General features: G+C 65.9%; 24 protein-coding genes. 8 read left to right on the top strand and 16 right to left on the bottom strand.

Features of this window, described 5'->3' with window-relative positions:
• The first annotated feature begins 5 nt into the window (after positions 1 to 5).
• A complete protein-coding gene (locus JWJ88_RS11895) occupies positions 6 to 965 on the top strand; it encodes an ABC transporter substrate-binding protein (protein ID WP_205295564.1) in 960 nt (319 codons plus the stop codon).
• A gap of 51 nt (positions 966 to 1,016) precedes the next feature.
• On the opposite strand, the gene JWJ88_RS11890 is transcribed toward JWJ88_RS11895, so the two are convergent.
• On the bottom strand, positions 1,017 to 2,159 hold the full coding sequence (locus JWJ88_RS11890; protein ID WP_205295563.1) for an alpha-D-ribose 1-methylphosphonate 5-triphosphate diphosphatase: 1,143 nt from the start codon (positions 2,157 to 2,159) through the stop codon (positions 1,017 to 1,019).
• A gap of 95 nt (positions 2,160 to 2,254) precedes the next feature.
• Between JWJ88_RS11890 and JWJ88_RS11885 the strand changes: the two genes are divergently transcribed.
• A complete protein-coding gene (locus tag JWJ88_RS11885) occupies positions 2,255 to 2,935 on the top strand; it encodes a DUF1045 domain-containing protein (protein ID WP_205295562.1) in 681 nt (226 codons plus the stop codon).
• On the opposite strand, the gene phnN is transcribed toward JWJ88_RS11885, so the two are convergent.
• From phnN to phnG, 7 genes are read right to left on the bottom strand one after another with little or no spacing between them, the layout of a single operon-like run.
• Entirely contained in the window at positions 2,917 to 3,450 is a 534-nt protein-coding gene (phnN, locus tag JWJ88_RS11880) for a phosphonate metabolism protein/1,5-bisphosphokinase (PRPP-forming) PhnN (protein WP_205295561.1), read from the bottom strand. The two genes, JWJ88_RS11885 and phnN, sit on opposite strands and share 19 nt — an antisense overlap.
• Positions 3,447 to 4,130 carry a phosphonate C-P lyase system protein PhnL gene (gene phnL, locus JWJ88_RS11875; RefSeq protein WP_205295560.1) on the bottom strand — a complete coding sequence of 228 codons (684 nt, stop codon included), beginning with the start codon at positions 4,128 to 4,130 and terminating at the stop codon, positions 3,447 to 3,449. Before phnL ends, phnN begins: the two co-directional genes overlap by 4 nt.
• A gap of 3 nt (positions 4,131 to 4,133) precedes the next feature.
• Positions 4,134 to 4,925 carry a phosphonate C-P lyase system protein PhnK gene (phnK, locus tag JWJ88_RS11870; RefSeq protein ID WP_205295559.1) on the bottom strand — a complete coding sequence of 264 codons (792 nt, stop codon included), beginning with the start codon at positions 4,923 to 4,925 and terminating at the stop codon, positions 4,134 to 4,136.
• Positions 4,922 to 5,806, bottom strand: coding sequence for an alpha-D-ribose 1-methylphosphonate 5-phosphate C-P-lyase PhnJ (locus JWJ88_RS11865; protein WP_205295558.1), 885 nt, complete (start codon positions 5,804 to 5,806; stop codon positions 4,922 to 4,924). Before JWJ88_RS11865 ends, phnK begins: the two co-directional genes overlap by 4 nt.
• The gene (locus JWJ88_RS11860; RefSeq protein ID WP_205295557.1) at positions 5,803 to 6,885 is read right to left on the bottom strand and encodes a carbon-phosphorus lyase complex subunit PhnI; all 1,083 of its coding nucleotides are present in this window, start codon (positions 6,883 to 6,885) and stop codon (positions 5,803 to 5,805) included. The genes JWJ88_RS11865 and JWJ88_RS11860 overlap by 4 nt, the downstream gene beginning before the upstream one ends.
• Positions 6,885 to 7,451, bottom strand: coding sequence for a phosphonate C-P lyase system protein PhnH (phnH, locus tag JWJ88_RS11855; RefSeq protein ID WP_205295556.1), 567 nt, complete (start codon positions 7,449 to 7,451; stop codon positions 6,885 to 6,887). The genes JWJ88_RS11860 and phnH overlap by 1 nt, the downstream gene beginning before the upstream one ends.
• Positions 7,448 to 7,900, bottom strand: coding sequence for a phosphonate C-P lyase system protein PhnG (gene phnG / locus JWJ88_RS11850; protein WP_205295555.1), 453 nt, complete (start codon positions 7,898 to 7,900; stop codon positions 7,448 to 7,450). The genes phnH and phnG overlap by 4 nt, the downstream gene beginning before the upstream one ends.
• 119 nt (positions 7,901 to 8,019) lie before the next feature.
• Here phnG and phnF point away from each other — a divergent pair, with 119 nt between their 5' ends.
• Positions 8,020 to 8,739, top strand: a complete 720-nt coding sequence (gene phnF / locus JWJ88_RS11845; RefSeq protein WP_205295554.1) for a phosphonate metabolism transcriptional regulator PhnF — start codon at positions 8,020 to 8,022, stop codon at positions 8,737 to 8,739.
• A 258-nt stretch (positions 8,740 to 8,997) separates the two neighbouring features.
• Positions 8,998 to 9,195, top strand: a complete 198-nt coding sequence (locus tag JWJ88_RS11840; RefSeq protein ID WP_205295553.1) for a hypothetical protein — start codon at positions 8,998 to 9,000, stop codon at positions 9,193 to 9,195.
• A gap of 118 nt (positions 9,196 to 9,313) precedes the next feature.
• On the opposite strand, the gene JWJ88_RS11835 is transcribed toward JWJ88_RS11840, so the two are convergent.
• The 8 genes from JWJ88_RS11835 to JWJ88_RS11800 form a co-directional block, all read right to left on the bottom strand.
• Positions 9,314 to 9,856: an NADPH-dependent FMN reductase gene (locus JWJ88_RS11835; RefSeq protein ID WP_205295552.1), complete on the bottom strand. Its 543-nt coding sequence runs from the start codon at positions 9,854 to 9,856 to the stop codon at positions 9,314 to 9,316.
• A 119-nt stretch (positions 9,857 to 9,975) separates the two neighbouring features.
• The gene (locus tag JWJ88_RS11830; RefSeq protein WP_205295551.1) at positions 9,976 to 10,662 is read right to left on the bottom strand and encodes a 5-formyltetrahydrofolate cyclo-ligase; all 687 of its coding nucleotides are present in this window, start codon (positions 10,660 to 10,662) and stop codon (positions 9,976 to 9,978) included.
• A gap of 233 nt (positions 10,663 to 10,895) precedes the next feature.
• Complete coding sequence (locus JWJ88_RS11825; protein WP_205295550.1) at positions 10,896 to 12,836, bottom strand: 3-hydroxyacyl-CoA dehydrogenase NAD-binding domain-containing protein; 1,941 nt, start codon at positions 12,834 to 12,836, stop codon at positions 10,896 to 10,898.
• A 3-nt stretch (positions 12,837 to 12,839) separates the two neighbouring features.
• Positions 12,840 to 13,541 carry an ABC transporter ATP-binding protein gene (locus tag JWJ88_RS11820; RefSeq protein WP_205295549.1) on the bottom strand — a complete coding sequence of 234 codons (702 nt, stop codon included), beginning with the start codon at positions 13,539 to 13,541 and terminating at the stop codon, positions 12,840 to 12,842.
• The gene (locus JWJ88_RS11815; RefSeq protein ID WP_205295548.1) at positions 13,528 to 14,316 is read right to left on the bottom strand and encodes an ABC transporter ATP-binding protein; all 789 of its coding nucleotides are present in this window, start codon (positions 14,314 to 14,316) and stop codon (positions 13,528 to 13,530) included. Before JWJ88_RS11815 ends, JWJ88_RS11820 begins: the two co-directional genes overlap by 14 nt.
• Positions 14,313 to 15,272 carry a branched-chain amino acid ABC transporter permease gene (locus tag JWJ88_RS11810; protein WP_205295547.1) on the bottom strand — a complete coding sequence of 320 codons (960 nt, stop codon included), beginning with the start codon at positions 15,270 to 15,272 and terminating at the stop codon, positions 14,313 to 14,315. The genes JWJ88_RS11815 and JWJ88_RS11810 overlap by 4 nt, the downstream gene beginning before the upstream one ends.
• The gene (locus JWJ88_RS11805) at positions 15,272 to 16,144 is read right to left on the bottom strand and encodes a branched-chain amino acid ABC transporter permease (protein ID WP_205295546.1); all 873 of its coding nucleotides are present in this window, start codon (positions 16,142 to 16,144) and stop codon (positions 15,272 to 15,274) included. The genes JWJ88_RS11810 and JWJ88_RS11805 overlap by 1 nt, the downstream gene beginning before the upstream one ends.
• A gap of 72 nt (positions 16,145 to 16,216) precedes the next feature.
• A complete protein-coding gene (locus JWJ88_RS11800) occupies positions 16,217 to 17,362 on the bottom strand; it encodes an ABC transporter substrate-binding protein (RefSeq protein ID WP_205295545.1) in 1,146 nt (381 codons plus the stop codon).
• Between the two features lie 222 nt (positions 17,363 to 17,584).
• Here JWJ88_RS11800 and paaG point away from each other — a divergent pair, with 222 nt between their 5' ends.
• From paaG to JWJ88_RS11780, 4 genes are all read left to right on the top strand, one after another.
• Entirely contained in the window at positions 17,585 to 18,373 is a 789-nt protein-coding gene (gene paaG / locus JWJ88_RS11795; protein WP_205295544.1) for a 2-(1,2-epoxy-1,2-dihydrophenyl)acetyl-CoA isomerase PaaG, read from the top strand.
• The gene (paaI, locus tag JWJ88_RS11790) at positions 18,370 to 18,834 is read left to right on the top strand and encodes a hydroxyphenylacetyl-CoA thioesterase PaaI (RefSeq protein WP_205295543.1); all 465 of its coding nucleotides are present in this window, start codon (positions 18,370 to 18,372) and stop codon (positions 18,832 to 18,834) included. Before paaG ends, paaI begins: the two co-directional genes overlap by 4 nt.
• A 29-nt stretch (positions 18,835 to 18,863) precedes the next feature.
• Complete coding sequence (paaK, locus tag JWJ88_RS11785) at positions 18,864 to 20,174, top strand: phenylacetate--CoA ligase PaaK (protein ID WP_205295542.1); 1,311 nt, start codon at positions 18,864 to 18,866, stop codon at positions 20,172 to 20,174.
• Positions 20,175 to 20,302: 128 nt separating this feature from the next.
• Entirely contained in the window at positions 20,303 to 20,902 is a 600-nt protein-coding gene (locus tag JWJ88_RS11780) for a TetR/AcrR family transcriptional regulator (RefSeq protein WP_205295541.1), read from the top strand.
• Positions 20,903 to 20,922 lie beyond the last annotated feature (20 nt).

The following is a 20,922-nucleotide window of genomic DNA, read 5'->3' as shown; positions in this document are numbered from 1 at the left end:
TGAAAATGAAACGCAGAAGCCTGATGAAAGCCGCCGCGCTGGTGGCAGCGATGGGCATGGGCACCGCCGCTTTCGCGCAGGATGCCGAGAAAAAGATCATCGGCGTGTCGATTCCATCCGCCACGCATGGGTTCATGGGTGGGCTGAACTGGCATGCGCAGGATACGATCAAACGGCTGGGCGAGACCTATCCCAACCTTGAGTTCGTCCTGTCCACCGCCGGCGATCCGTCCAAGCAGGTCAACGACATCGAGGACATGATGGCCACGCGCAACATCGACGCGCTGGTCGTGCTGCCCTTTGAATCCGAGCCGCTGACCGCGCCGGTCAAGGCAGTGAAGGACGCCGGCAAATTCGTCACCGTGGTGGATCGCGGCCTGTCGCAAGAGGGGATCGAAGATCTTTACGTGGCCGGCGACAACACCGCCTTCGGCCGGGTGGCGGGCGAATATTTCCGCGAAAACCTTGAGCCGGGATCCAAGGTCGTGGTGCTGCGCGGCATCCCCACCACCCTCGACAATGAGCGTGTCGAGGCATTCCAGAAGGCGCTGGAAGGGTCCGAGGTCGAGATCCTTGATATGCAGCACGGCAACTGGAACCGCGACGACGCATTTGCGGTGATGCAGGACTATCTGTCGAAATATCCGCAGATCAACGCGGTCTGGGCGGCAGACGACGACATGGCCATCGGCGTGCTGGAAGCGATCTCGGCCGCGAACCGCAATGACGAGATGTGGGTGATCGGCGGCGCCGGCATGAAGGAAATCGTCAAGCGCATCATGGACGGCGACAAGCAACTGCCGGTGAACGTGACCTATCCCCCGGCACTGATTTCCTCGGCCATCGAGATGACGGCATTGAACTTCGTGTCGAACGCACCGATGACCGGGCGCTTCATCATCAGCTCGCAACTGATCACGCCCGAGAACGCCGAACAGTATTATTACCCCGACAGCCCGTTCTAAGCGGGTATCCCGGCCCGCCCCCCAGTCCAGGGGCGCGCGGGTCCGGGCCCATCAGGCCACGCGGCGCCCCTGCACCCAGGCGCCGCGCAGCGCGCCCACCTCTGCGATCCGGGCGACCCGGATCACGTCGGCGCGGGCGTCCGGGGCCAGCCGGCCGCGGTCGCTCAGCCCCGTCGCATCGGCCGGGGCGGCGGTGACGGTCGCAATGCCGCGCGCCATGTCGCCCCACAAATCGCCCAGCAACAGCCCTGCCGACAAAAGCGACGAGGGCACGTAATCCGAGGACAGGATATCCAGCAGCCCTGCCTCGGCCAGTTCCGCCGCCGCGACATTGCCCGAATGCGATCCGCCGCGGATCAGGTTCGGCGCCCCCATCATCACCCGGATGCCATGGGCGCGGCAGGCCGAGGCCGCCTCGGTCGTGGTCGGGAATTCGGCGAAATGCGCGCCGTGGCCGGCCGAGACAGCGACCTGAGCCGCCGTCGTGTCGTCATGGCTGGCCAGCACCGCGCCATAGCGGCGGGATTCCGCAACAGCCGTCACCTCGTGCAGCGCGCCCAGCCGGTCGCGCAGGGCGCGCTGGCTGGCGACATGATCGGCAAACCCCTCGTCCGACAGGCCGTGCTTGCCGCAGACGTAATCCTTGAGCTTCGAGATGTCGCGAAACTGCCGTTCCCCCGGGGTGTGGTCCATCAGGCTGACGATGCCGATGCGGTCTTGGGGGCCGAATTTCGCCATCTCGGCCACCAATGTTTCGGAACAGATCTCGGCCCGCAGGTGCAGGAAATGGCTGATCTTCAGCGCGCCCTTGGCACGCAGGTCCAGAATCTCGCTTGCCAGCGCGCGGGCATATTCGCCGTAATTCGTCTTGCCGCCGGAAATCACGGACCCCACGCGCAGCGCATCGAAAACCGTGGTGATGCCCACGCTGGCCAGTTCGCCGTCATGGGCAAGGATCGCTGCCTGATGCGGCCAATGCACCTTGGGGCGCGGCTGGATGTGGCGTTCCAGATTGTCGGTGTGCAGCTCGATCAGGCCCGGCATCACCAGATCGCCCTCGCAATCCAGCGCGCCCTTGGGCACCGCCCCACCCGTGTCGATGGCGGCGATACGCCCGTCGGTCATGCGCAGCATGCCCCGGATCACCTCATCGGGCAGGATCAGCGTGGCATTGGCAAGGATCGTCTCGGTCATCTTTTGTCGTCCTGTCTTGCGTCCGGGTCCATGACGGGGCTGAATGCCGGCGCTGTGTCACAAGCCTGTGGCACGCCTTGGATAAGAGCCCGCGCATGAAAGAGATTAAGCGTTACGCCGTCTATTACGCCCCGCCCCAGGGCGCGTTCGCCAGCCGCGCCAGCGCATGGCTGGGCTGGGATGCCGCCTTGGGCCGGCCCGTGGCCCAACCCGATCTGGGTCTGCCGGTCGGGGAAATCACCGGCGAGCCGCGCAAATACGGCTTTCACGGCACGATCAAGCCGCCCTTCCGGCTGGCTGGGGACCGCGACGATGCGGACCTGCATCAGGCCATGGCGGAACTGGCGGCGGGACTGGCCCCCGTCACGCTGCCGGGCCTGAGGCTGGTCAGTCTGGGCGGCTTTCTTGCGCTGGTGCCCGACGGCGACACGGCCCCGCTGCAAGCCCTTGCCGCAACGGTGGTGGCGGCGCTGGACGGCCTCCGCGCGCCCTTGACCGAGGCCGAGATCGCCCGCCGCCGCCCCGAGCGCCTGACGCCGCGCCAGCGCGAGTTGCTGACGTTGTGGGGCTATCCCTATGTCATGGAAGAGTTCCGGTTCCACCTGACCCTGACCGACCGGCTGCAAGAGCCTCTGGCCGGCGAGGCAATGCGCATTCTGCAGGGGCATTTCGCGCCGGTCCTGCCCCGACCCTTCGTGATCCCGGACCTTTGCCTGTTCGGCGAGGCGGCGGACGGGCGTTTTCACCTGCTGCATCGCTATACCCTTTCCGGCTGAAGCGCGGCAAGGAAACGGGCCAGCCCTTCCTCGGGCGTGCCGTCGTTCATCACCACGCGCGGGCAGATGCCCTCAGGCAAGGGAAAGCCTGCCCGCGCCAGCCGTGCCGCCTGATCGTCGCCGCTTTCGCGGGCCCGCGACGCCAGCCGCCGCGCCAGCACCTCGGACGGGGCCGTCACCAGCACCACGGTCAGATCGGGAAAACGCGCCTGCGCCTGTGCGAGAACGGCGCGGCTGGCGTTGAACAGCACGGTGCCCTCGCCCGCAAGCGCGCTGGTGGGAATGCCATAGCCCAACCCATGCGCGCGCCAATGCAGGGCGAACCCTCCGGCTTGCTGGCGGGCGGCGAACTCGGCCTCGTCCACGCCCTCGAAATCCTCGCCGCCGGCATCGCCGGGACGGGTGATGACGCGGCGGGCGGCGCGGATTTCGGGGCGCACCCGGCAGGCCAGCGCCATCAGCGTGTCCTTGCCCGCGCCAGAGGGGCCGACGACGGCGACCAGACGGCTGCTCATGCCGCCATCCCCGGCGTGAAGGCGGTCACATCGACCAACCGGTCGCAGACCCGCGCCCGCGCGCCCTCGTCGTGAAAGATGCCAAGGATCGCCGCGCCGCGCGCCTTGGCCTCTTCGATCAGTTGCAGCACCATCTCGCGGTTATGAAGGTCCAGACTGGCGGTCGGCTCGTCCAGCAGCAGCGCCGGATAGTCATGGGCAAAGCCGCGCGCGATGTTCACGCGCTGCTGTTCCCCGCCCGAGAATGTGGTGGGCGACAGCGTCCACAGCCGCCGGGGAATGTTCAACCGCTCCAGCAGTTCGGCGGCGCGGGCATGGGCGGCGGGGGCCGGCGTGCCAAGACGCAAAAGCGGCTCGGCCACCACCTCGATCGTGGGCACGCGCGGCACCACGCGCAGGAACTGGCTGACATGGCCAAGGATGGCGCGGCGCAGGGCCAGAATCTGGCGCGGCGCGGCCGTGACCACGTCCAGCCCGCCGATGCGGATCGACCCTCCCCCGGCCAGATAATTGCCATAAACCATGCGCATCAGCGTGGATTTCCCCGCGCCCGACCGGCCTACCAGCCCGACGCATTCGCCCGGCGCCACGCTTAGCTGCGCGCCCGCCATCACCGGGATCACCACCCCGCCCTGATTGTGCAGGACAAAGCTTTTCGACAGGTTCTCGATCTGGATCATGGGTCACACCTGAAGGACAGAGGAAACGAGCAGTTGCGTATAGGCGTCTTGCGGATCGTCCAGCACCTGATCGGTCAGTCCGGTTTCCACCACCCGGCCCGATTTCATCACCATAAGCCGGTCGGCCAGCAAACGCACCACCGCCAGGTCATGGGTCACGATCACCACCGACAGGCCAAGGTCGCGCACCAGCCCGCGCAGCAGGTCCAGAAGCCGCGCCTGCACGCTGACATCCAGCCCGCCCGTGGGTTCGTCCATGAACACCAGACGCGGCCCGGTCACCAGATTGCGGGCGATCTGCAACCGCTGCTGCATGCCCCCTGAAAAGGCCGAGGGGCGGTCGTCGATCCGGTCCGCCGCGATCTCGACCCGGCCCAGCCAATCGGTGGCGCTCTCGCGGATGGTGGCATAGTTGCGCGCGCCCACGGCCATCAGCCGCTCGCCGACGTTGCCGCCGGCAGACACGCCCATGCGCAACCCGTCACGCGGGTTCTGGTGGACATAGGCCCATTCGCCGCGCAGCAACCTGCGCCGCCGGGCCTCGGAAAAACCCAGCACATCGGCACCGTCGAACAGGATGCGCCCCTCGTCCGGGGGGTGATGCCCGGCAAGGCAGGACAGCAGCGTCGATTTCCCCGAGCCGCTTTCGCCGACGATGCCCAGCACCTCGCCGGGGTAAAGGTCGAAACCGACCTCTGCACAGCCGATCCGCGCGCCATAGCGTTTCGTCAGTGCCCGCACCGACAGCAGCGGCCCCGCGCTGTCGGCGGCAATGCGGTTCTGCATCGAGGTCATCGGGTGTCTCCTTCGGGGGCCAGTTCGGGGGCCAGACGCCCGCGATGCCCTGCCGTCTGGCGCGAGGCGCAGAAATCGGTGTCCGAACAGACGAACATCCGCGCTCCAAGGTCGTCGGTGATGACCTCGTCCAGATAGCTGCTGGCCGAGCCGCAAAGGTCGCAGGCGTGATCGGCCTTGGAGGCGGTAAAGGGGTGATCCTCGAAATCGAGGCTGACCACGTCCGAATAGGGCGGCACCGCATAGATGCGCGCCTCGCGGCCCGCGCCGAACAGTTGGATCGCCGGGTTGCCGGCCAGTTTCGGATTGTCGAATTTCGGGATCGGCGAGGGGTCCATGACATAGCGCCCCTCGACCCGGACCGGATAGGCATAGGCCGTGGCGATCTCGCCGTGGCGGGCGATGTCCTCGTACAGCTTGACGTGCATCAGCCCGTATTCCTCAAGCTCGTGCATCTTGCGGGTCTCGGTCTCTCGCGGCTCCAGAAAGCGCAGGGGCTCGGGGATCGGGACCTGATAGACAAGGATCTGCCCCTCGGTCAGCGGCTGCTCGGGGATGCGGTGGCGGGTCTGGATCACCGTTGCCTCGGCCGTGCGCCCGGTTGTCGCGACCCCCGCCGTGCGTTGAAAGAAGCGGCGGATCGACACGGCGTTGGTGGTGTCATCGGCGCCCTGATCGATGACCTTCAGCCGGTCGTCCGGCGTCAGGCAGGCCGCAGTCACCTGCACCCCGCCCGTGCCCCATCCATAGGGCATCGGCATTTCGCGGCTGGCAAAGGGCACCTGATAGCCGGGAATGGCCAGCGCCTTGAGCAGCGCGCGGCGGATCATCCGCTTGGTCTGTTCGTCCAGATAGGCAAAATTATAGGTGTGGCCGGTCATTCCGCCGCCCTCTGCATCTGCGCGGCCTCGCGGCGCATGCGGCGGACGAGTTCCAGTTCCGCCTGAAAATCGACGTAATGCGGAAGCTTGATATGTTCGAGGAATCCAGTTGATTGGATGTTATCGCAGTGGCTTAGCACGAATTCCTCATCCTGTGCAGGTGCGCCGGTAAAGTCCTCGCCCAGTTCCTGCCAGCGCAGGGCGCGGTCCACCAGACTCATCGAGATTGCCTTGCGTTCGGACTGGCCCATGACAAGGCCGTAGCCGCGGGTGAATTGCGGCGGCTCGGTTTTCGAACCCTTGAACTGGTTCACCGTATCGCATTCGGTCAGCTCGATCTCGCCGATCTCGACGGCAAACCCCAGTTCCGGCAGATCGACCTCGACCGCGACGCGGCCGATGCGTAGCTCGCCGACAAAGGCGTGGGTGCGGCCATAGCCGCGCTGCGTGGAATAGGCGAGCGACAGGGTAAACCCTTCGTCCGCGCGGGCCAGCGCCTGCAGCCGCAGCGCGCGCGAGGCCGGCAGTTCCAGCGGCTGCCGCGTCAGGTCGGGGGCGGCGGTGTCGTCGGCGGGCTGCGGCTCGATCAGCCCGTCGCGGTCCAGCAGGCCGGTGACATGGGGGACCGCATCTTCCTGCACCGGCGCCACGGGGGCGGGCGGGGGCACGCCTTCGGCGGCCAGCGCGAAATCCAGCAGGCGGTGGGTATAGTCGAAGGTCGGCCCCAGCACCTGCCCGCCCGGCAGATCCTTGAAGGTGGCCGAGATTCGGCGATCAACCGCCATTGCGGCCGTATCGACCGGGCGCGAGGTGCCAAACCGCGACAGGGTGGTGCGATAGGCGCGGATCAGGAAGACCGCCTCGATCAGATCGCCGCGCGCCTGCTTGATCGCCAGCGCCGCAAGGTCGGGGTCGTAAAGCGAACCCTCGGCCATCACGCGGTTCACCGCCAAGGCCATCTGTTCGCGGATCTGCGCGACGGTCAGTTCGGGAACCGAAGGGTCGCCCCGACGCTCTTGCGCCAGCCAGGCATGGGCAGCGTCGATGGCGCGCTCGCCCCCTTTGACGGCGACATACATCAGGCGTCCTCCACATTCGTGCTGCGCGGCAGGGCGGCGAGTTGGTCGCCGCAGGTCAGGATGCAATCGAAGCCCAAGGGAAACAGTGCCCGGTTGGCGCGGAAAGCGGCGGTTTCGGGCAGGCTGAGCCGCGCGTCGGACTGGATGCCGGGGCCGGTCAGGCGCGCGCCCTGCCCCCGCAGCAGCGGCAGTTCCACGATCAGCGTGGCCGAGCGGTCGGGATAGGACGGCTCACCGATGCGGAAACGGCCAACGGGTTGCAGCGCGTCCCATGTGCCAAGGGCGAACTGCGCCCGGTCTGCCGCAACCAACGGTGCGCCGGTGTGAAAGCCGATCCAGCCGCGCAGCGCCTCATTATCCGCAGCACCTGCCAGATGCAGGGGCGTGGTGCTGTCGGTCAGCGTCAGCAGCGCCACCCCCGCCGCGATGGAGATCGGTGCGGGCGGATGTGCCCCGTCGACGGAATAGATGCGGCCGGGACGCGCCATGGCCTCCAGAAGCGCGCGAAATGCCTGCGCGGACTGGATCGGGGGTTGGGCGAAACCGCCGCCAAGGATGGCGTTCATTGGTCTTCTCCGCGCAGCATTGTGAAGAATTCGACACGGGTGGCGGCGGCTTTGGCGGCGCGTGTGGCGCGGGTCTCGGCCGCCTCGCGGCGCAGAGGGGCCAGCACCTGCGTATCAATCTGCGCCGCCGCGTCGGTCTGCATCAAGGCATCGGCAAGGGCGGCGCGGGTGGCATGGCCCTGATCGCGGCCCTGCACGCAGGCATGGCCCACCGCGCCCTCTGGCAGCCGGACCGAACAGCGGGTCACCGTCATCTCGCCCAGATTGAAGGGCGCGCCTGTGCCGCCGATCCGGCCCTGCACCATGACGGTGCCGATTTCTGGCCCGCGCAGCAGTTCATGCGCCGGCAGTTCGGGCAGCAGTTCAGCCAGCCGCGCCGGCGGCGCCTTGGCCAGGGCCGAGATCCAATCGCGGCGCGCGGCAGTTTCGGGATGGGAGGGTTGGGGCATTCCGGCCTCGACAAGCTTGCGGGTTTGTCTAGATTCTATACAACTAGACAAGTGATAACCCGCCTGACGATTCGGCTCAAGGGTCGGGTCGTGAACTTTCGGTGACAGCAAGAGGGCACATGGGCCGCAGTCCGATCTGGAAATCCATCGCCGACACGCTGGCGGCCGAAATCGCCGGAAGTCATTACCATCCCGGCGACCGGCTGCCGTCCGAGGCGGTGCTGGCCGCGCGGTTCGGCGTGAACCGCCATACCGTGCGTCACGCCCTTGCGGCGTTGGCCGAGGCAGGCACCGTGCGCTCTCGCCGTGGTGCGGGGGTGTTTGTCGCCGCCCGGCCCACCGATTATCCGCTGGGCCGGCGGGTGCGGTTTCACCAGAACGTCGTCGCCTCGGGCCGCGCGCCCTCGCGCCGGCTGACACTGACCGAGACGCGCGGCGCCAATGCCCAAGAGGCCGAGGCCCTGCATCTTGCCCCCGGCGCCATGGTGCATGCGGTCGAGGGGGTGTCGCTGGTCGATGGCCAGCCGGTGGCGGTGTTCCGCTCGGTCTTCGATGCGGGGCGTTTTCCCGATCTGTTGCGGCATGTGGCGGCGATCCCCTCGATCACCGCGGCGTTGGCCGAGTGTGGACTGACCGATTACACCCGCGCCTCGACCCGGCTGACGGCGGAACTGGCCCCGGCGACCATGGCGCTGGCGCTGGAGGTGGCCGAAGGCGCGCCGGTCCTGCGCTCGGTCGCGGTGAACGTGGATACGGCGGGTGTCCCGGTCGAACATGGCACCACTTGGTTCGCCGGCGACCGGGTGACGCTGACACTGCGCCCCGAGGACGGCGGCTAACCCCTGCACATCCGGGCCGTCTGCGTCCCGACACCCTTGCCCGCCAGCCCTTTCCCGAGCGTTTTCGACAGGACGCAAATTCGAAATCCGAGTGTTCGCATCAGGAACAGAACACCAAGCAATTCTGTCAACTATTTGTTTTTACAAGATTATTTCTTGACCTTTCACGAATCGCCCCTTATATCCGGGTCAAGGTCGCCAGCCAGCACAACGCCAGCCAGCCACCGCAGAAACAGCTAGCCAGACAGGAGAACAGTCATGACGAAAACCGCTTGCAACGCCTGCGCGTTCTATGAGGACCACGTCGCCAACTCCGCCAGCACGCTTTCGGATTCCGGCCTCTGCCGCGTCAACCCCCCCGTCACCCAGAAGGATGCGGAAACCCGGGGCTTCTGGCCGGTGGTCAAATCGAACGATTGGTGCGGGCAATTCGCCGGGACTTTCGCGGCCGAATAATCGACCGCGCATCCCGTGCCATAAGATCGCAAGGCAGCCTTTGGGCTGCCTTTTGCGTGTGGGCCGCGAAGGCGGCGCGCCCCAAGGCGTCAATGCCGAAAGTGTCGGGCCATAGACATCAAAAGCTGGCGGCAAAGCCCCTGAGAAAATCGCGCAACTGCGTGCGCGTCTTGTCGTCGGTCAGGTTGCCCTGATCGTCGAACACCGACCCGGCCCGCGACACCATCAGCCGTCCCTCGGTCCACAACGCGGCCTTGAGCGTGCGCAGCACCGGCAGCCAGTGGCTTTGCGACAGGATCGTACCAAACCCGCCGGGCGAGGCGCCGATCACCGCCACCGGCTTGCCCACGAACATCGCCAGCCCGTCGCCGCGCGACATCCAGTCGATGGCGTTCTTGAACACGCCCGGCACGCCATTGTTGTATTCAGGCGTCACCAGCAGCAGCGCATCCGCCGCGGCAAGCTGCGATTGCAGGACGCGCACCGGCTCGGGTAGACCGGACGCTGTCTCCAGATCACCATCGTAAAGCGGCACCTCGCGGATCGAGCCGATCTGGATCTGCACCCCCTCGGGCGCCAGATCGGCTGCCGCGCGCAGCAGCCCGGTGTTGAACGAGGCGCGACGCAAACTGCCGCTAAGGCCCAGAATTGTCTTGGTCATTCGTCTTCCTTTTCTGCCTGCCGCTGGTAAACGCAGGTTCCCGGCTGTCGTTCAACGTCGCGGGACAAGAAATCGTCGCCGCGCCCGGCAAGATTTTTTCGTACTTGGGCGCACCCGCATTAAGGCTGCGGCGAGGAGTATTGGCATCCGCATTCGGTGATGATGGCAGCCAGTGCGATATCATGGGGCTGCGGATAGATCGTCGCCAGCCGCGCGGATTGCAGCCCGACGCCGATCGCCAGCGGCTGGCGCGCGGCCAGTGTGCGGTCGAAGTAACCGCCGCCATAACCCAGCCGATAGCCCGCGGCGTCCCAGCCGACCAATGGGGCCAGCACCACATCCGGCACCAGCGTTTCGGTGGTGGCAGGGACCGGGATATTCCAGTGGCCGCGTTCCATCGCCGCGCCGGGGCGCCATGGGCGAAAGACCAGTGGGCTGGCGCGGCGCTCGACCACCGGCAGAGCCGGGATCGCGCCCCGCTCATGCAGGCTGGCAAGCCAAGGGCGCAGGTCGGGTTCGGAGCGGATCGGCCAATAGCCCGAGATCACCCTGCCCCGCACATCCGGCAACCGCTGGACCAGCAGCGCGTCCAGCGCCTTGCCAATGGCTGTCGCGATCTCTTGCCTTTCCGCGACGCTCAGCGCCACACGGCGCGCCAGCAGCTCTTCGCGCTGCGCCTTGCGCCAACGCGCCACGTCGGTGGCCTGCTGCGGATCGACGGCCAGCGGGTCGAAATAATCCGGCGCGATCTGCGATGCCAGACAGGGCGGAGAGGCAAAATCGCCCGCGCCGTCCCTGCCGCTCATGCGGTGCCTCGCAGGGCTTGCTGTAAATTCATTTTCCGGGCTCCAAACGATTGTCGGCGCGGGGCTTACAAGGCAGGGGCCAAGGTCCGGCGCGTAACCTGACCCGGAGCAAAATATCATGGATATCCGCAAACGCCACCCACAGGGACAGGCTCGCGCAGCCTTGTCAGGTAGGGCCGGCCAGCCGCCGGGGGCTATGCGATACGACACCCGGCACTGGGATCTTGCCCCCCTTAGGAACGAATGCCCGTGGCGAACATCGGCCCGCCCCGCCAGCGCGGGAAGCCATAGCCGTGGATCTTGACCAGATCGATATCGGCGGGGCTTTGCGCGATGCCTTCGTCCAGAATCGCCTGCCCCTCGGCCGCCATTTCGGCGACTAGATGTTGGGCGACCGCCTCGCGCTCCATCGCGGCGCCGGGGGTGATCGCGCCCGCCAGCAGTTCGGTCACAATCGCCGAGGGCAGCGGCCTGCGTTCGCCCGGGGCATAGTCATACCAGCCGCCGCCGGTCTTTTGCCCCTTGCGGCCGGCGCGCACCAGAATGTCGCCCAGCGTTTCAGGCACGTCCTGACCCGCCGCCCTTGCCCCCTCGCGCTGCAGAAAGGCGATGTCGAGCCCGCCCAGATCCTGCGCCTCGAATGGGCCCATGGCGAAACCATGGCCGCGCATGGCCGCATCGACCTCGGCAATGGGGATGCCCCGGCGCACCAATGCCTCGGCCGCGGCGCGATAGCGTTTCAGGATGCGGTTGCCGATGAAGCCTTCGCAGATGCCGGAACGGACGGGAATCTTTTTCAACAGCCGCGCCAGCGCAAAGCCGGTCGCCAGCGTGCGTTCCGAGGTCTGCGGTGCGGGCACAATCTCCAGCAGTTTCATGACATTGGCGGGGCTGAAGAAATGCAGACCGATAAAGCGCTCGGGATGGGGCACCCCTTCGGCAATCGTGCGCGGATCGAGATAAGAGGTATTGGTCGCCAGCACCGCATCGGGGCGGCAGACCCGGCCAAGCTGGTCGAATACGGCGCGCTTGACGCCGATTTCCTCGAACACCGCCTCGATGACCAGATCGACATCCGCCAGCACCGCGTAATCGGTGGTTGCCGCGACACCCGCCAGCCGGTCGGCGGCCTGCGCCGGGGTCAGTTTGCCGCGCTTGACCGCACCGTCAAAGATGCCGCGCAGATTGGCAATACCTTGCGCGACGGCGTTGTCGTCGCGCTCGATCAGGATGACGGGCAGGCTGGCATCGCGCAAGGCGGCAACGATCCCCGCCCCCATGGTGCCGCCGCCGATCACCGCCGCGCGGCGCAGGGCCAGCGGTTCCACATCGCGCAGCGCGGCAGGGCGCGGCGCGGCGCGTTCGGCGAAAAACACATGGCGCAGCGCCGCCGCCTGATCCGAGCCGCGCAGGTTCAGAAAGGTTTCCCGCTCGAACGCCATGGCCTCGTCAAAGGGCGCTTCGGCGGCTTTGCGCAGACAGGCCAGCGCGCGCAAGGGCGCGGCGGCACCCTTGGCCGCCTTGGCCACGGATTTTTCCTTTTCCGCCCAGAAAGCCGCATCGGGGGCGGCAAGGGATCGGGCCGAGGCAGCTTTGGGCATGGGCAGCGCCAGCGCCTGCCGGGCAAATGCCACGGCGCCGGGCAGCAGATCGCCCGGAATCACCGCGTCGATCAACCCGGCTTTGGCCGCCTGAGCCGCGCGCATGGGCCGACCCGAGGTCACCATGTCCACCGCAGCCTCGACACCGATGACGCGGGGCGTGCGCACCGTGCCGCCCGCGCCGGGAACGATGCCCAGCGTCACCTCGGGCAGGCCCAGCGAAGCATCGGGGACCGCCACCCGCCAGCGGCATCCCAGCGCGACCTCAAGCCCGCCGCCAAGGGCCGAGCCGTGGATGGCCGCGACCCAAGGTTTCGCGGCGGCCTCGATCCGGGCGACCAGATCGGGCAGATGCGGCGGCACCGGCGGCTTGCCGAATTCGGTCACATCGGCACCGGCGATAAAGGTGCGGCCCGCGCAGACCAGCACCACCGCCCGGATTTCGGGGTCGGCGTCCAGCGTGCCCACCGCATCCCACAACCCTTGCCGCAACGCCTGACCAAGCGCGTTGACGGGCGGGTTGTCCACGGTGACGACGGCGATTTCCCCTTGGCGGTCGATGGTGACGGTCATGCTTTATATCCCCAGATAGGCTTCGCGGATGCGCGGATCGGCGATCAGTTCTTCGGCCGGACCTTGCATGGTTATCTGGCCGGTTTCCATCACATAGCCACGGTCGGCGATCTTCAAGGCGCCAAAAGCGTTCTGTTCCACCAGCAGCACGGTGACGCCAAGCGCCTTAAGCCCGCGCACCACGTCGAATATCTGGGCCACGATGATCGGCGCCAATCCCATCGAGGGCTCGTCAAGAAGCAGGCAGGACGGTCGCCCCATCAGCGCCCGCGCCATGGCCAGCATCTGCTGTTGCCCGCCCGACAGCCCGCCGGCCGCCAGATTGCGCTTGTCGCGCAGGATCGGGAACATCTGGAATGCGTCCTCCATGTCCTTGTCCACGCGTTCGTCGTTGTAAAGAAAGGCGCCGAGCCGCAGGTTTTCCTCTACCGTCAGGTTGGTGAAGATCTGCCGCCCCTCGGGCGATTGCGCCAGGCCGCGCGCCAGCCGCCGATAGGCGGGCACCGGGGTCAGCGGCTCACCCCGAAAGGTGATGGCGCCACCTGACACCGGCTGCACACCCGACAGGCAGCGCAGAAGCGTCGTCTTGCCCGCGCCATTGGCGCCGACGACGGTGACGATCTCGCCGCTGTCCACATGCAGGTCGATGCCATGCAGCACCTCGATGCGCCCATAACGCGAGCGCAAGCCCTCAACCGTCAGCATCGGCGACCCCCTTTTCGGCATCAGTCCCAAGATAGGCGGCAATCACCGCCGGATCGCGGCTGACCACGGCGGGCGCGCCCTCGGCGATCTTTTCGCCATGGTCCAGAACCACGATATGGTTCGAGATGCGCATGACCATCTTCATGTCGTGCTCCACCAACAGGATGGCGGTGCCGGACGCTGCGACCTCGGCGATCAGGTGGTCGATTTCCTCGGTCTCGACGGCGTTGCAGCCGGCGGCGGGTTCGTCCAGCAGCAGCACCTTGGGCTCCATCGCCAGCGCCCGCGCGATCTCCAGCCGTTTGAGCGAGCCATAGGACAGATTGCCCGCCTCGCGATCCGCCGCGCGCTTCAGCCCGACGCGGGCCAATAGCTTGCGCGCGCCCGCCTCGGCCGTTCGTGCCCGTGCGCGTGACGAGGGCAGATGCAGCAGGTCCGCCAGCACCGGGCCGCGTTCCTGCAGGTGAAAGCCCGAGATGGCGTTTTCCAGCACCGTCATGTTCTGAAAGATCTGCAGGTTCTGGAAGGTGCGCGACATGCCGCGGCTTGCCAGACGAAACGGCGCCATGCCGGTCACATCCTCGCCATTCAGCGCGACGCGGCCCGAGCCGGGCAGATAGACGCCCGAGATCATGTTGAACAGCGTGGTCTTGCCGGCGCCATTCGGGCCGATGATCGAAACGATCTCGCCCGGATCGACCTTGAAGCTGACATCGTTGACGGCCTTGATGCCGCCGAAACTGATGCCAAGACCTTCGACCGAAAGCAGCGTCATTCGCCTCTCCCCCTCAGCTTGCGCAGGATCGAGGGCAACAGCCCCTCCCGCAGGAAGATCATCACCAGCATCATCACAAGACCCAGGACGAGCTGCTCGTATTCCGCCAGCACGGTCAGCGCCTGCGGCAGCAGCGTCAGGATGCCCGCGCCGAATATCGCCCCCAGGACCGAACCGGCGCCGCCCAGAACGGCCATGGTCACCATCTCGATAGAATGCATGAAGCCGGCGATATCGGGGGTGATGAACTTGTTTTGCAGCGCCACAAGCGAGCCCGCGACCGAGGCATAGACCGCCGAGATGACAAAGGCCTGCAGCTTGATCCGGGTCACGTCGATGCCGACCGTTCCGGCCGCGATCTCGGACCCGTGCAGCGCGCGCAGGGCGCGGCCGGTGGGGCTTTGGTGCAGGTTCAGCGCGATCCATGCCCCGATCAGCAGCACGATACCGCAGAAGAAATACCAGAACTGGCCATTGGTCAGGTCCAGCCCCCAGTCCTTGAGCAACCCGCGCAAGCCAAGCTCGGGCACGGCGATCCCGTCGGGGCCGCCCGTCAGATCGCGTTCGTTGTTCAGCACCATCGAGACGAGGATGCCGAAGCCCAGCGTCGCCACGGCAAGGTAATAGCCCTTGAGCCGCAGGATCGGTCGCCCGACCAGCCAGGCAAGCACCCCCGAAATCACTGCGCCCAGCAGCACCGCAAGCGAGGGATGCAGCCCCAGATGCACCGGGGCCAGTGCGCAGGCATAGCCGCCGATCCCGGCGAAACCGGCATGGCCCAGGCTGATCTGCCCGGCATAGCCGGTCAGGATCACGATGCCGGTCACGGCCAACCCGTTGACAAAGATCAGCGCGCCCACGCGGTAGTAATAGCCCGAGGGAAAGAAAAACGGCGTGATCGCGATCAGCGCGGCCAGCACCAGCAGGGTGGCGGATTTGGCGGTCAGTTTCGGCATCACACCCGCTCCGTCGATTTGCGGCCGAACAGGCCTTGCGGCATGAAGAACAGCACCAGCAGGATCACGACGAAGGCCGCCGCCTCTTTGTAGGTCGAGGACAGATAGCCCGCCGTCATCGCCTCGATCAGCCCGATCAGAAAGCCGCCCGCCAGCGCACCCTTGGGGTTGCCCATGCCGCCCAGCATGGCGCCGGCAAAGCCCTTGAGCGCAAAGCCGATCCCGACGTTATAGGCGGTCAGCGTGATCGGCGTCGCCAGCACCCCCGCCAGCGCACCGATTCCCGCCGACAGTGCAAACGACAGCGTCATCACGAAATTCGTGTTGATGCCGACAAGCTGCGCCGCCAGCCGGTTGTTCGAGGTCGCCAGCACCGCCCGACCCAGAAGCGTGCGGGTGAAAAACAGCCACAACCCGACAAAGACCACCAGCGCGCCGCCGATCACCCACAGGCTTTGTGGCTGGATCGTCGCGTCCATCACCCGCAGCGGCGTATCGCCGGAAAAGGCCGGAAAGGTGTGTATCTGCTTGTCGAACACCAGTTGCGCCGCACCCTGGACAAAGACCGAGGCACCGATGGTGATGATGATCAGCGTCACGATCGGTGCGCCGCGCGCCGGTTCGATCGCCAGCTTGTTGATCGCGACGCCAAGTGCGGCGGTGGCGATGATGGCGAGCAGCGCCGCCAGTGGCAGCGGCAGGCCGGCGGCATGGGCAAACCATGTAATCATGCCGCCCAGCATGACGAACTCGCCCTGGGCAAAGTTCACCACGTCCGAGGCGTTGTAGATGATCGTGAAGCCAAGCGCGACGAGCGCATAGACCGCGCCCACCGTCAGTCCTGAAAACAGGAATTGCAAAAGTTCAGACATGCCGGGGCTCTCTGGTTGGAATCTTACGAGCGGGCGAAGGCGGTCCCCGGTGATCCGGGAACCACGCGGGCCTTATTCGACGATGGACCAGGTGCCGTCCCTGACCTCGAGCATGCGGAAGGCCGACAGGTCCAACCCCAGATGATCTTCGGGCGTCATGGTATAGATACCGGTCGTGCCGGCCAGTCCCTGCGTCTGTTCCAGCGCGTCGCGAATCGCCCCGGGCTCGGTCGAGCCGGCGCGCGTCACCGCATCGACCAACAGCGCAAAACCGTCATGCGCATAGCCGCCAAAGGTGCCGACCGGCTGTTTGAACTTACCCTCGAAGGCGGTCTTATAGGTGCTGACCACCGGCTTTTGCGGATCGTCCTCGGCCAGAAGGTCGGCGACCAGCAGCGCGGTGCCGGGCAGGCGAACGCCCTCGGCCGCTTCCTTGCCGGCCAGTTCGATGAACCCGTCCGACGCGACGCCATGCGACTGGTAAAGCGGCAGGTCGATGCCAAGCTGGCGATAGTTGCGCGTCACGATGGATGGACCTTGGCCAAAACCCGGGTTCAGCACCGCCTGCACCCCTTCGGTGTTCCTCAGCTTGGTCAGTTGCGCCGTCATGTCGGCGTCCTTGGGGTCATAGGTTTCGTCGGCGGCGATCTCGATCCCGTATTCGCCCACCACGTCCTTGCATTGCGCCTGCATCGAGGCACCGAAACCGTCCGTGCCCGAGATCATGCCGATCTTGCCGATCCCGCGTTTCTGCATGTCCTCGAATATCTTCTGGCAGGCCATGCGGTCGGTATGCGGGGTTTTGAAGGTATATGGCTTGACCGGCTGGACAATGTCGATGGCGCCGGCCAGCGAGATAAAGGGGATCTCGGCATCCTCGGCCACGGCCAGAATCGACATCGAGGTGCCGGTGGTGGTGCCGCCGATGATGGCCTGCACCTCGTCATCCTCGATCAGGCGGGTGGCGAAGGTGCGCGCCTTGTTGGCGTCGCCGCCGTCGTCGTAAAGCACCAGCGCGATCTGTTCGCCGTTGATGCCGCCCTTGGCGTTCTGTTCCTCGACCAGCATTTCCAGCGTCTTGGCCTCGGGGTCGCCAAGAAACGCAGCGGGGCCGGTCGCGGAAACCGAGGCGCCGATCTTGATTTCGGCGCTGGCGCCACCAGCAAGGCCAAGCGCGATCAGCGCGGCCGGAACGGTCGTCGTCAGGGTCTTTTTCATGGTCCTTCTCCTCCCAGAGAACTTGTTTGCTTATGCGGGTCAGGTCGCCGCGCGTGCAGGGGGGCGGGCAATGCGCGTGGCATCCCGCGTTGGCCGATGGCGGTCGAAAACTTCTGTCACGGCGCTCCCCCTCACCTTGCCAGATTATCATTGACCGGCCGGTCGGTTTATGCAACAAAAATTTTCAGGGAGCCCTGAAGTCGGGGCAAGGGAGTTCTATCTATGACCGAAACTGTCCTGACGGCCTTGGCCGACGGTGTGCTGACGCTGACGCTGAATCGCCCCGACAAGCTTAACTCCTTTAACGAAGAAATGCATCTCGCGCTGCGGGCCGGACTGCAAAGGGCCGAAGAGGATGATGCGGTGCGCGCGGTGCTGCTGACCGGGGCCGGGCGCGGCTTTTGCGCCGGTCAGGATCTGGGCGACCGCGATCCGCGCAAGGGCGGCCCTGCCCCCGATCTGGGCCATACGCTGGAAAGTTATTACAATCCGTCGCTGCGGCTGCTGCGCTCACTGCCCAAGCCGGTGGTTTGCGCGGTGAATGGCGTGGCGGCCGGGGCCGGGGCGAATATCGCCATCGCCTGCGATATCGTGCTGGCGGCCAGATCTGCGAAATTCATTCAGGCTTTCGCCAGGATCGGGCTGGTGCCGGATGCCGGAGGAAGCTGGTCGCTGGCCCGCATTCTGGGCGAGCCGCGCGCCAAGGCGCTGGCCATGACCGCCGAACCGTTGCCCGCGGAAAAGGCCGCTGAATGGGGCCTGATCTGGAAGGCGGTCGAGGATGATTCGCTGATGGACGAGGCCGCGGCGCTGGCGAAATCGCTGGCGGCAGGGCCGACGCTGGGGCTGGGCCTGACCAAGCAATTGATCCAGTCCGCCGCCGTCAACAGCCTTGACCAGCAGCTTGACATGGAGCGCGACTGCCAGCGGCAGGCAGGCCGCAGCGCCGATTATGCCGAAGGTGTGACGGCATTCCTGGAAAAGCGCAAACCGGAGTTCACGGGGCAATGAACGACATGACAACGAAACCCGTCGCCGAAATGACCCCGCAGGAACTGGCCGAGGCCTCGGCCCGGGCAATGTGGAACGATGATTCCGCAAGCCAGCGGCTGGGCATGAGCCTGGACCATATCGCGCCGGGCGAGGCGACGCTGTCCATGACCATCACCAAGGACATGTCGAACGGCCACGGAAATTGCCACGGCGGCTATATCTTTACGCTGGCCGACAGCGCATTCGCCTTTGCCTGCAACAGCTATAACCAGATGGTGGTCGCGCAGCATTGTTCGGTCACCTATCTGCTGCCCGGCCGTATCGGCGACAGGCTGACGGCAAGTGCGCGCGAGGTTTCGCGCCGCGGCCGCTCGGGCATCTACGACATTCGCATCACCAATCAGGACGGCCAGCACGTGGCCGAGTTCCGCGGCCATTCCCGCACCGTCAAAGGCACCCATCTGCCGGTCGAAGCCTGACCGCAAACCCATCGCAAGGGGAGGAAACCATGCAATCACTGGCGCCCGAAAGGAAAGAACTGGACCCCATCGAAATCGCCTCGCGCGATGAGATCGAGGCCCTGCAATTCCACCGCATGAAGCGGTCGCTGAAACACGCTTTCGAAAATTCGCCCTTCTACCGCAATCAGTTCATCGAACATGACGTTCACCCCGAGGAACTGAAATCGCTTGCGGATATCGCGAAGTTTCCCTTTACCGCCAAGCAGGATCTGCGCGACACCTATCCCTTCGGCATGTTCGCCGTGCCGCAGTCGAAACTGGTGCGTATCCACGGGTCGTCCGGCACCACGGGCAAGCCGACGGTGGTGGGCTATACCCAAGCCGACATCGACCATTGGGCCAACCTCATCGCACGCTCGATCCGCGCTGCCGGGGGACGCCGGGGCGACATCCTGCACAACGCCTATGGCTATGGCCTGTTCACCGGCGGCTTGGGCGCGCATTACGGGGCCGAGCGGCTGGGCTGCACCGTCGTTCCCATCTCGGGCGGCATGACCGAGCGGCAGGTGACGCTGATCGACGATTTCAAGCCGCGCATCATCATGGTGACGCCCAGCTATATGCTGTCGATCCTGGACGAGTTCCGCCGGCAGGGTCTGGACCCGCGCGAATCCTCGCTGGAGATCGGCATTTTCGGGGCCGAGCCCTGGACGAACGCCATGCGGCAGGAGATCGAGGAAGCCTTCAACATGCATGCCGTCGATATCTATGGCCTGTCCGAGGTCATGGGCCCCGGTGTCGCCATGGAATGCGTCGAGACCAAGGACGGGCTGCACATCTGGGAGGATCATTTCTACCCCGAGATCATCGACCCGGTGACGGGCGCGGTGTTGCCGGACGGTGAAATGGGCGAGTTGGTCTTTACCACCCTGACCAAAGAGGGGCTGCCGATGGTGCGCTATCGCACCCGCGACCTGACCCGCCTGCTGCCCGGCACCGCGCGCTCAATGCGGCGGATCGAAAAGATCACCGGCCGCAGCGACGACATGATCATCCTGCGCGGCGTCAACGTCTTCCCCACCCAGATCGAAGAGCAGATCCTGAAATGCGCCGGGCTGGCGCCGCATTTCCAGATCGAGCTGACCCGCTCGGGGCGCATGGACAGCATGACCGTGCATGTCGAATGCACCCCCGCGATGGCCGAAGATTCCGCCCGCGCCAAGTCGGCCAAGGAACTGGCGCATCACATCAAAAGCGTGGTCGGCGTCTCGACCCGGATCGAGATCAGGGACCCCGATGCCATCGCCCGTTCCGAGGGCAAGGCCAAGCGGGTGCTTGACAACCGGCCCAAGACATGATGCCGCAGCCCGGCTGCCGGCATGACATGCGGACGCGAACCCGCTAAGTCATCAGGGGGCCGTCGGTGCCCCCTTGTTTTTTCTCGCCTTCCGATCGCAGGCGAACAAATGATCTTATGAGGCACAACATGGCTCGGACACGGGCAGTGGATTTCGAGGAAAAGCAACGCGGCCTTCTGGACAAGGCCGCCGAGGTCTTTGCGGATCTGGGCATGGAAAAGGCATCCATGGCACAGATCGCCGCGCATAGTCAGGTGTCCAAGGCGCTGCTTTATCATTATTATCCCAGCAAGGACGCGCTGATCTTTGCCATCATCATCACCCATCTGGAAGAGCTCGACGCCGCCATCGAGGATGCCGACGACCCCAACCTGCCGCCGCAGCAGCGGCTGCGCCGGTTGGTGGGCACGGTGCTGGAAAGCTATCGCGGCGCGGACAACCAGCACAAGGTGCAGCTCAACGCCACCCCGGCCCTTGGCGACGAACAAAAGGCCGAGATCATGGGCGTCGAACGGCGCATCGTCAAACGGTTCGCGGTGGTTCTGCGCGAGATCAACCCCGATCTGGACGATCCGCAACGGCCCTTGCTGACGCCGGTCACCATGTCGCTTTTCGGCATGATGAACTGGGTCTATATGTGGTTCCGCGACGGCGGCCGTATCACCCGCGAGGATTACGCCGACGTGGCGACGACGCTGATCCTGGAAGGGATCAAGGCGGTCCGGTAAGGCCCCGCCGAACTGTTCCG

The sequence above is a fragment of the Paracoccus methylovorus genome, assembly GCF_016919705.1.
In the GTDB taxonomy this organism is placed as follows: Bacteria; Pseudomonadota; Alphaproteobacteria; order Rhodobacterales; family Rhodobacteraceae; genus Paracoccus; species Paracoccus methylovorus.
The sequence above is the reverse complement of the archived record's forward strand: the minus strand, read 5'-3'. Positions and strand labels throughout refer to the sequence as shown.

What these genes read in the sequence shown, in the direction of transcription:
- JWJ88_RS11805 (WP_205295546.1), bottom strand. Translation starts at nt 16,144, where the DNA reads ATGTCTGAACTTTTGCAATTCCTGTTTTCAGGACTGACGGTGGGCGCG.
- phnN (WP_205295561.1), bottom strand. Translation starts at nt 3,450, where the DNA reads ATGAGCAGCCGTCTGGTCGCCGTCGTCGGCCCCTCTGGCGCGGGCAAG.
- phnL (WP_205295560.1), bottom strand. Translation starts at nt 4,130, where the DNA reads ATGATCCAGATCGAGAACCTGTCGAAAAGCTTTGTCCTGCACAATCAG.
- JWJ88_RS11890 (WP_205295563.1), bottom strand. Translation starts at nt 2,159, where the DNA reads ATGACCGAGACGATCCTTGCCAATGCCACGCTGATCCTGCCCGATGAG.
- JWJ88_RS11780 (WP_205295541.1), top strand. Translation starts at nt 20,303, where the DNA reads ATGGCTCGGACACGGGCAGTGGATTTCGAGGAAAAGCAACGCGGCCTT.
- phnH (WP_205295556.1), bottom strand. Translation starts at nt 7,451, where the DNA reads ATGAACGCCATCCTTGGCGGCGGTTTCGCCCAACCCCCGATCCAGTCC.
- JWJ88_RS11830 (WP_205295551.1), bottom strand. Translation starts at nt 10,662, where the DNA reads ATGAGCGGCAGGGACGGCGCGGGCGATTTTGCCTCTCCGCCCTGTCTG.
- paaK (WP_205295542.1), top strand. Translation starts at nt 18,864, where the DNA reads ATGCAATCACTGGCGCCCGAAAGGAAAGAACTGGACCCCATCGAAATC.
- phnK (WP_205295559.1), bottom strand. Translation starts at nt 4,925, where the DNA reads ATGACCTCGATGCAGAACCGCATTGCCGCCGACAGCGCGGGGCCGCTG.
- JWJ88_RS11810 (WP_205295547.1), bottom strand. Translation starts at nt 15,272, where the DNA reads ATGCCGAAACTGACCGCCAAATCCGCCACCCTGCTGGTGCTGGCCGCG.
- JWJ88_RS11815 (WP_205295548.1), bottom strand. Translation starts at nt 14,316, where the DNA reads ATGACGCTGCTTTCGGTCGAAGGTCTTGGCATCAGTTTCGGCGGCATC.
- JWJ88_RS11860 (WP_205295557.1), bottom strand. Translation starts at nt 6,885, where the DNA reads ATGTATGTCGCCGTCAAAGGGGGCGAGCGCGCCATCGACGCTGCCCAT.
- JWJ88_RS11820 (WP_205295549.1), bottom strand. Translation starts at nt 13,541, where the DNA reads ATGCTGACGGTTGAGGGCTTGCGCTCGCGTTATGGGCGCATCGAGGTG.
- JWJ88_RS11895 (WP_205295564.1), top strand. Translation starts at nt 6, where the DNA reads ATGAAACGCAGAAGCCTGATGAAAGCCGCCGCGCTGGTGGCAGCGATG.
- phnG (WP_205295555.1), bottom strand. Translation starts at nt 7,900, where the DNA reads ATGCCCCAACCCTCCCATCCCGAAACTGCCGCGCGCCGCGATTGGATC.
- JWJ88_RS11825 (WP_205295550.1), bottom strand. Translation starts at nt 12,836, where the DNA reads ATGACCGTCACCATCGACCGCCAAGGGGAAATCGCCGTCGTCACCGTG.
- JWJ88_RS11835 (WP_205295552.1), bottom strand. Translation starts at nt 9,856, where the DNA reads ATGACCAAGACAATTCTGGGCCTTAGCGGCAGTTTGCGTCGCGCCTCG.
- JWJ88_RS11840 (WP_205295553.1), top strand. Translation starts at nt 8,998, where the DNA reads ATGACGAAAACCGCTTGCAACGCCTGCGCGTTCTATGAGGACCACGTC.
- JWJ88_RS11800 (WP_205295545.1), bottom strand. Translation starts at nt 17,362, where the DNA reads ATGAAAAAGACCCTGACGACGACCGTTCCGGCCGCGCTGATCGCGCTT.
- JWJ88_RS11865 (WP_205295558.1), bottom strand. Translation starts at nt 5,806, where the DNA reads ATGACCGGCCACACCTATAATTTTGCCTATCTGGACGAACAGACCAAG.
- paaI (WP_205295543.1), top strand. Translation starts at nt 18,370, where the DNA reads ATGAACGACATGACAACGAAACCCGTCGCCGAAATGACCCCGCAGGAA.
- paaG (WP_205295544.1), top strand. Translation starts at nt 17,585, where the DNA reads ATGACCGAAACTGTCCTGACGGCCTTGGCCGACGGTGTGCTGACGCTG.
- JWJ88_RS11885 (WP_205295562.1), top strand. Translation starts at nt 2,255, where the DNA reads ATGAAAGAGATTAAGCGTTACGCCGTCTATTACGCCCCGCCCCAGGGC.
- phnF (WP_205295554.1), top strand. Translation starts at nt 8,020, where the DNA reads ATGGGCCGCAGTCCGATCTGGAAATCCATCGCCGACACGCTGGCGGCC.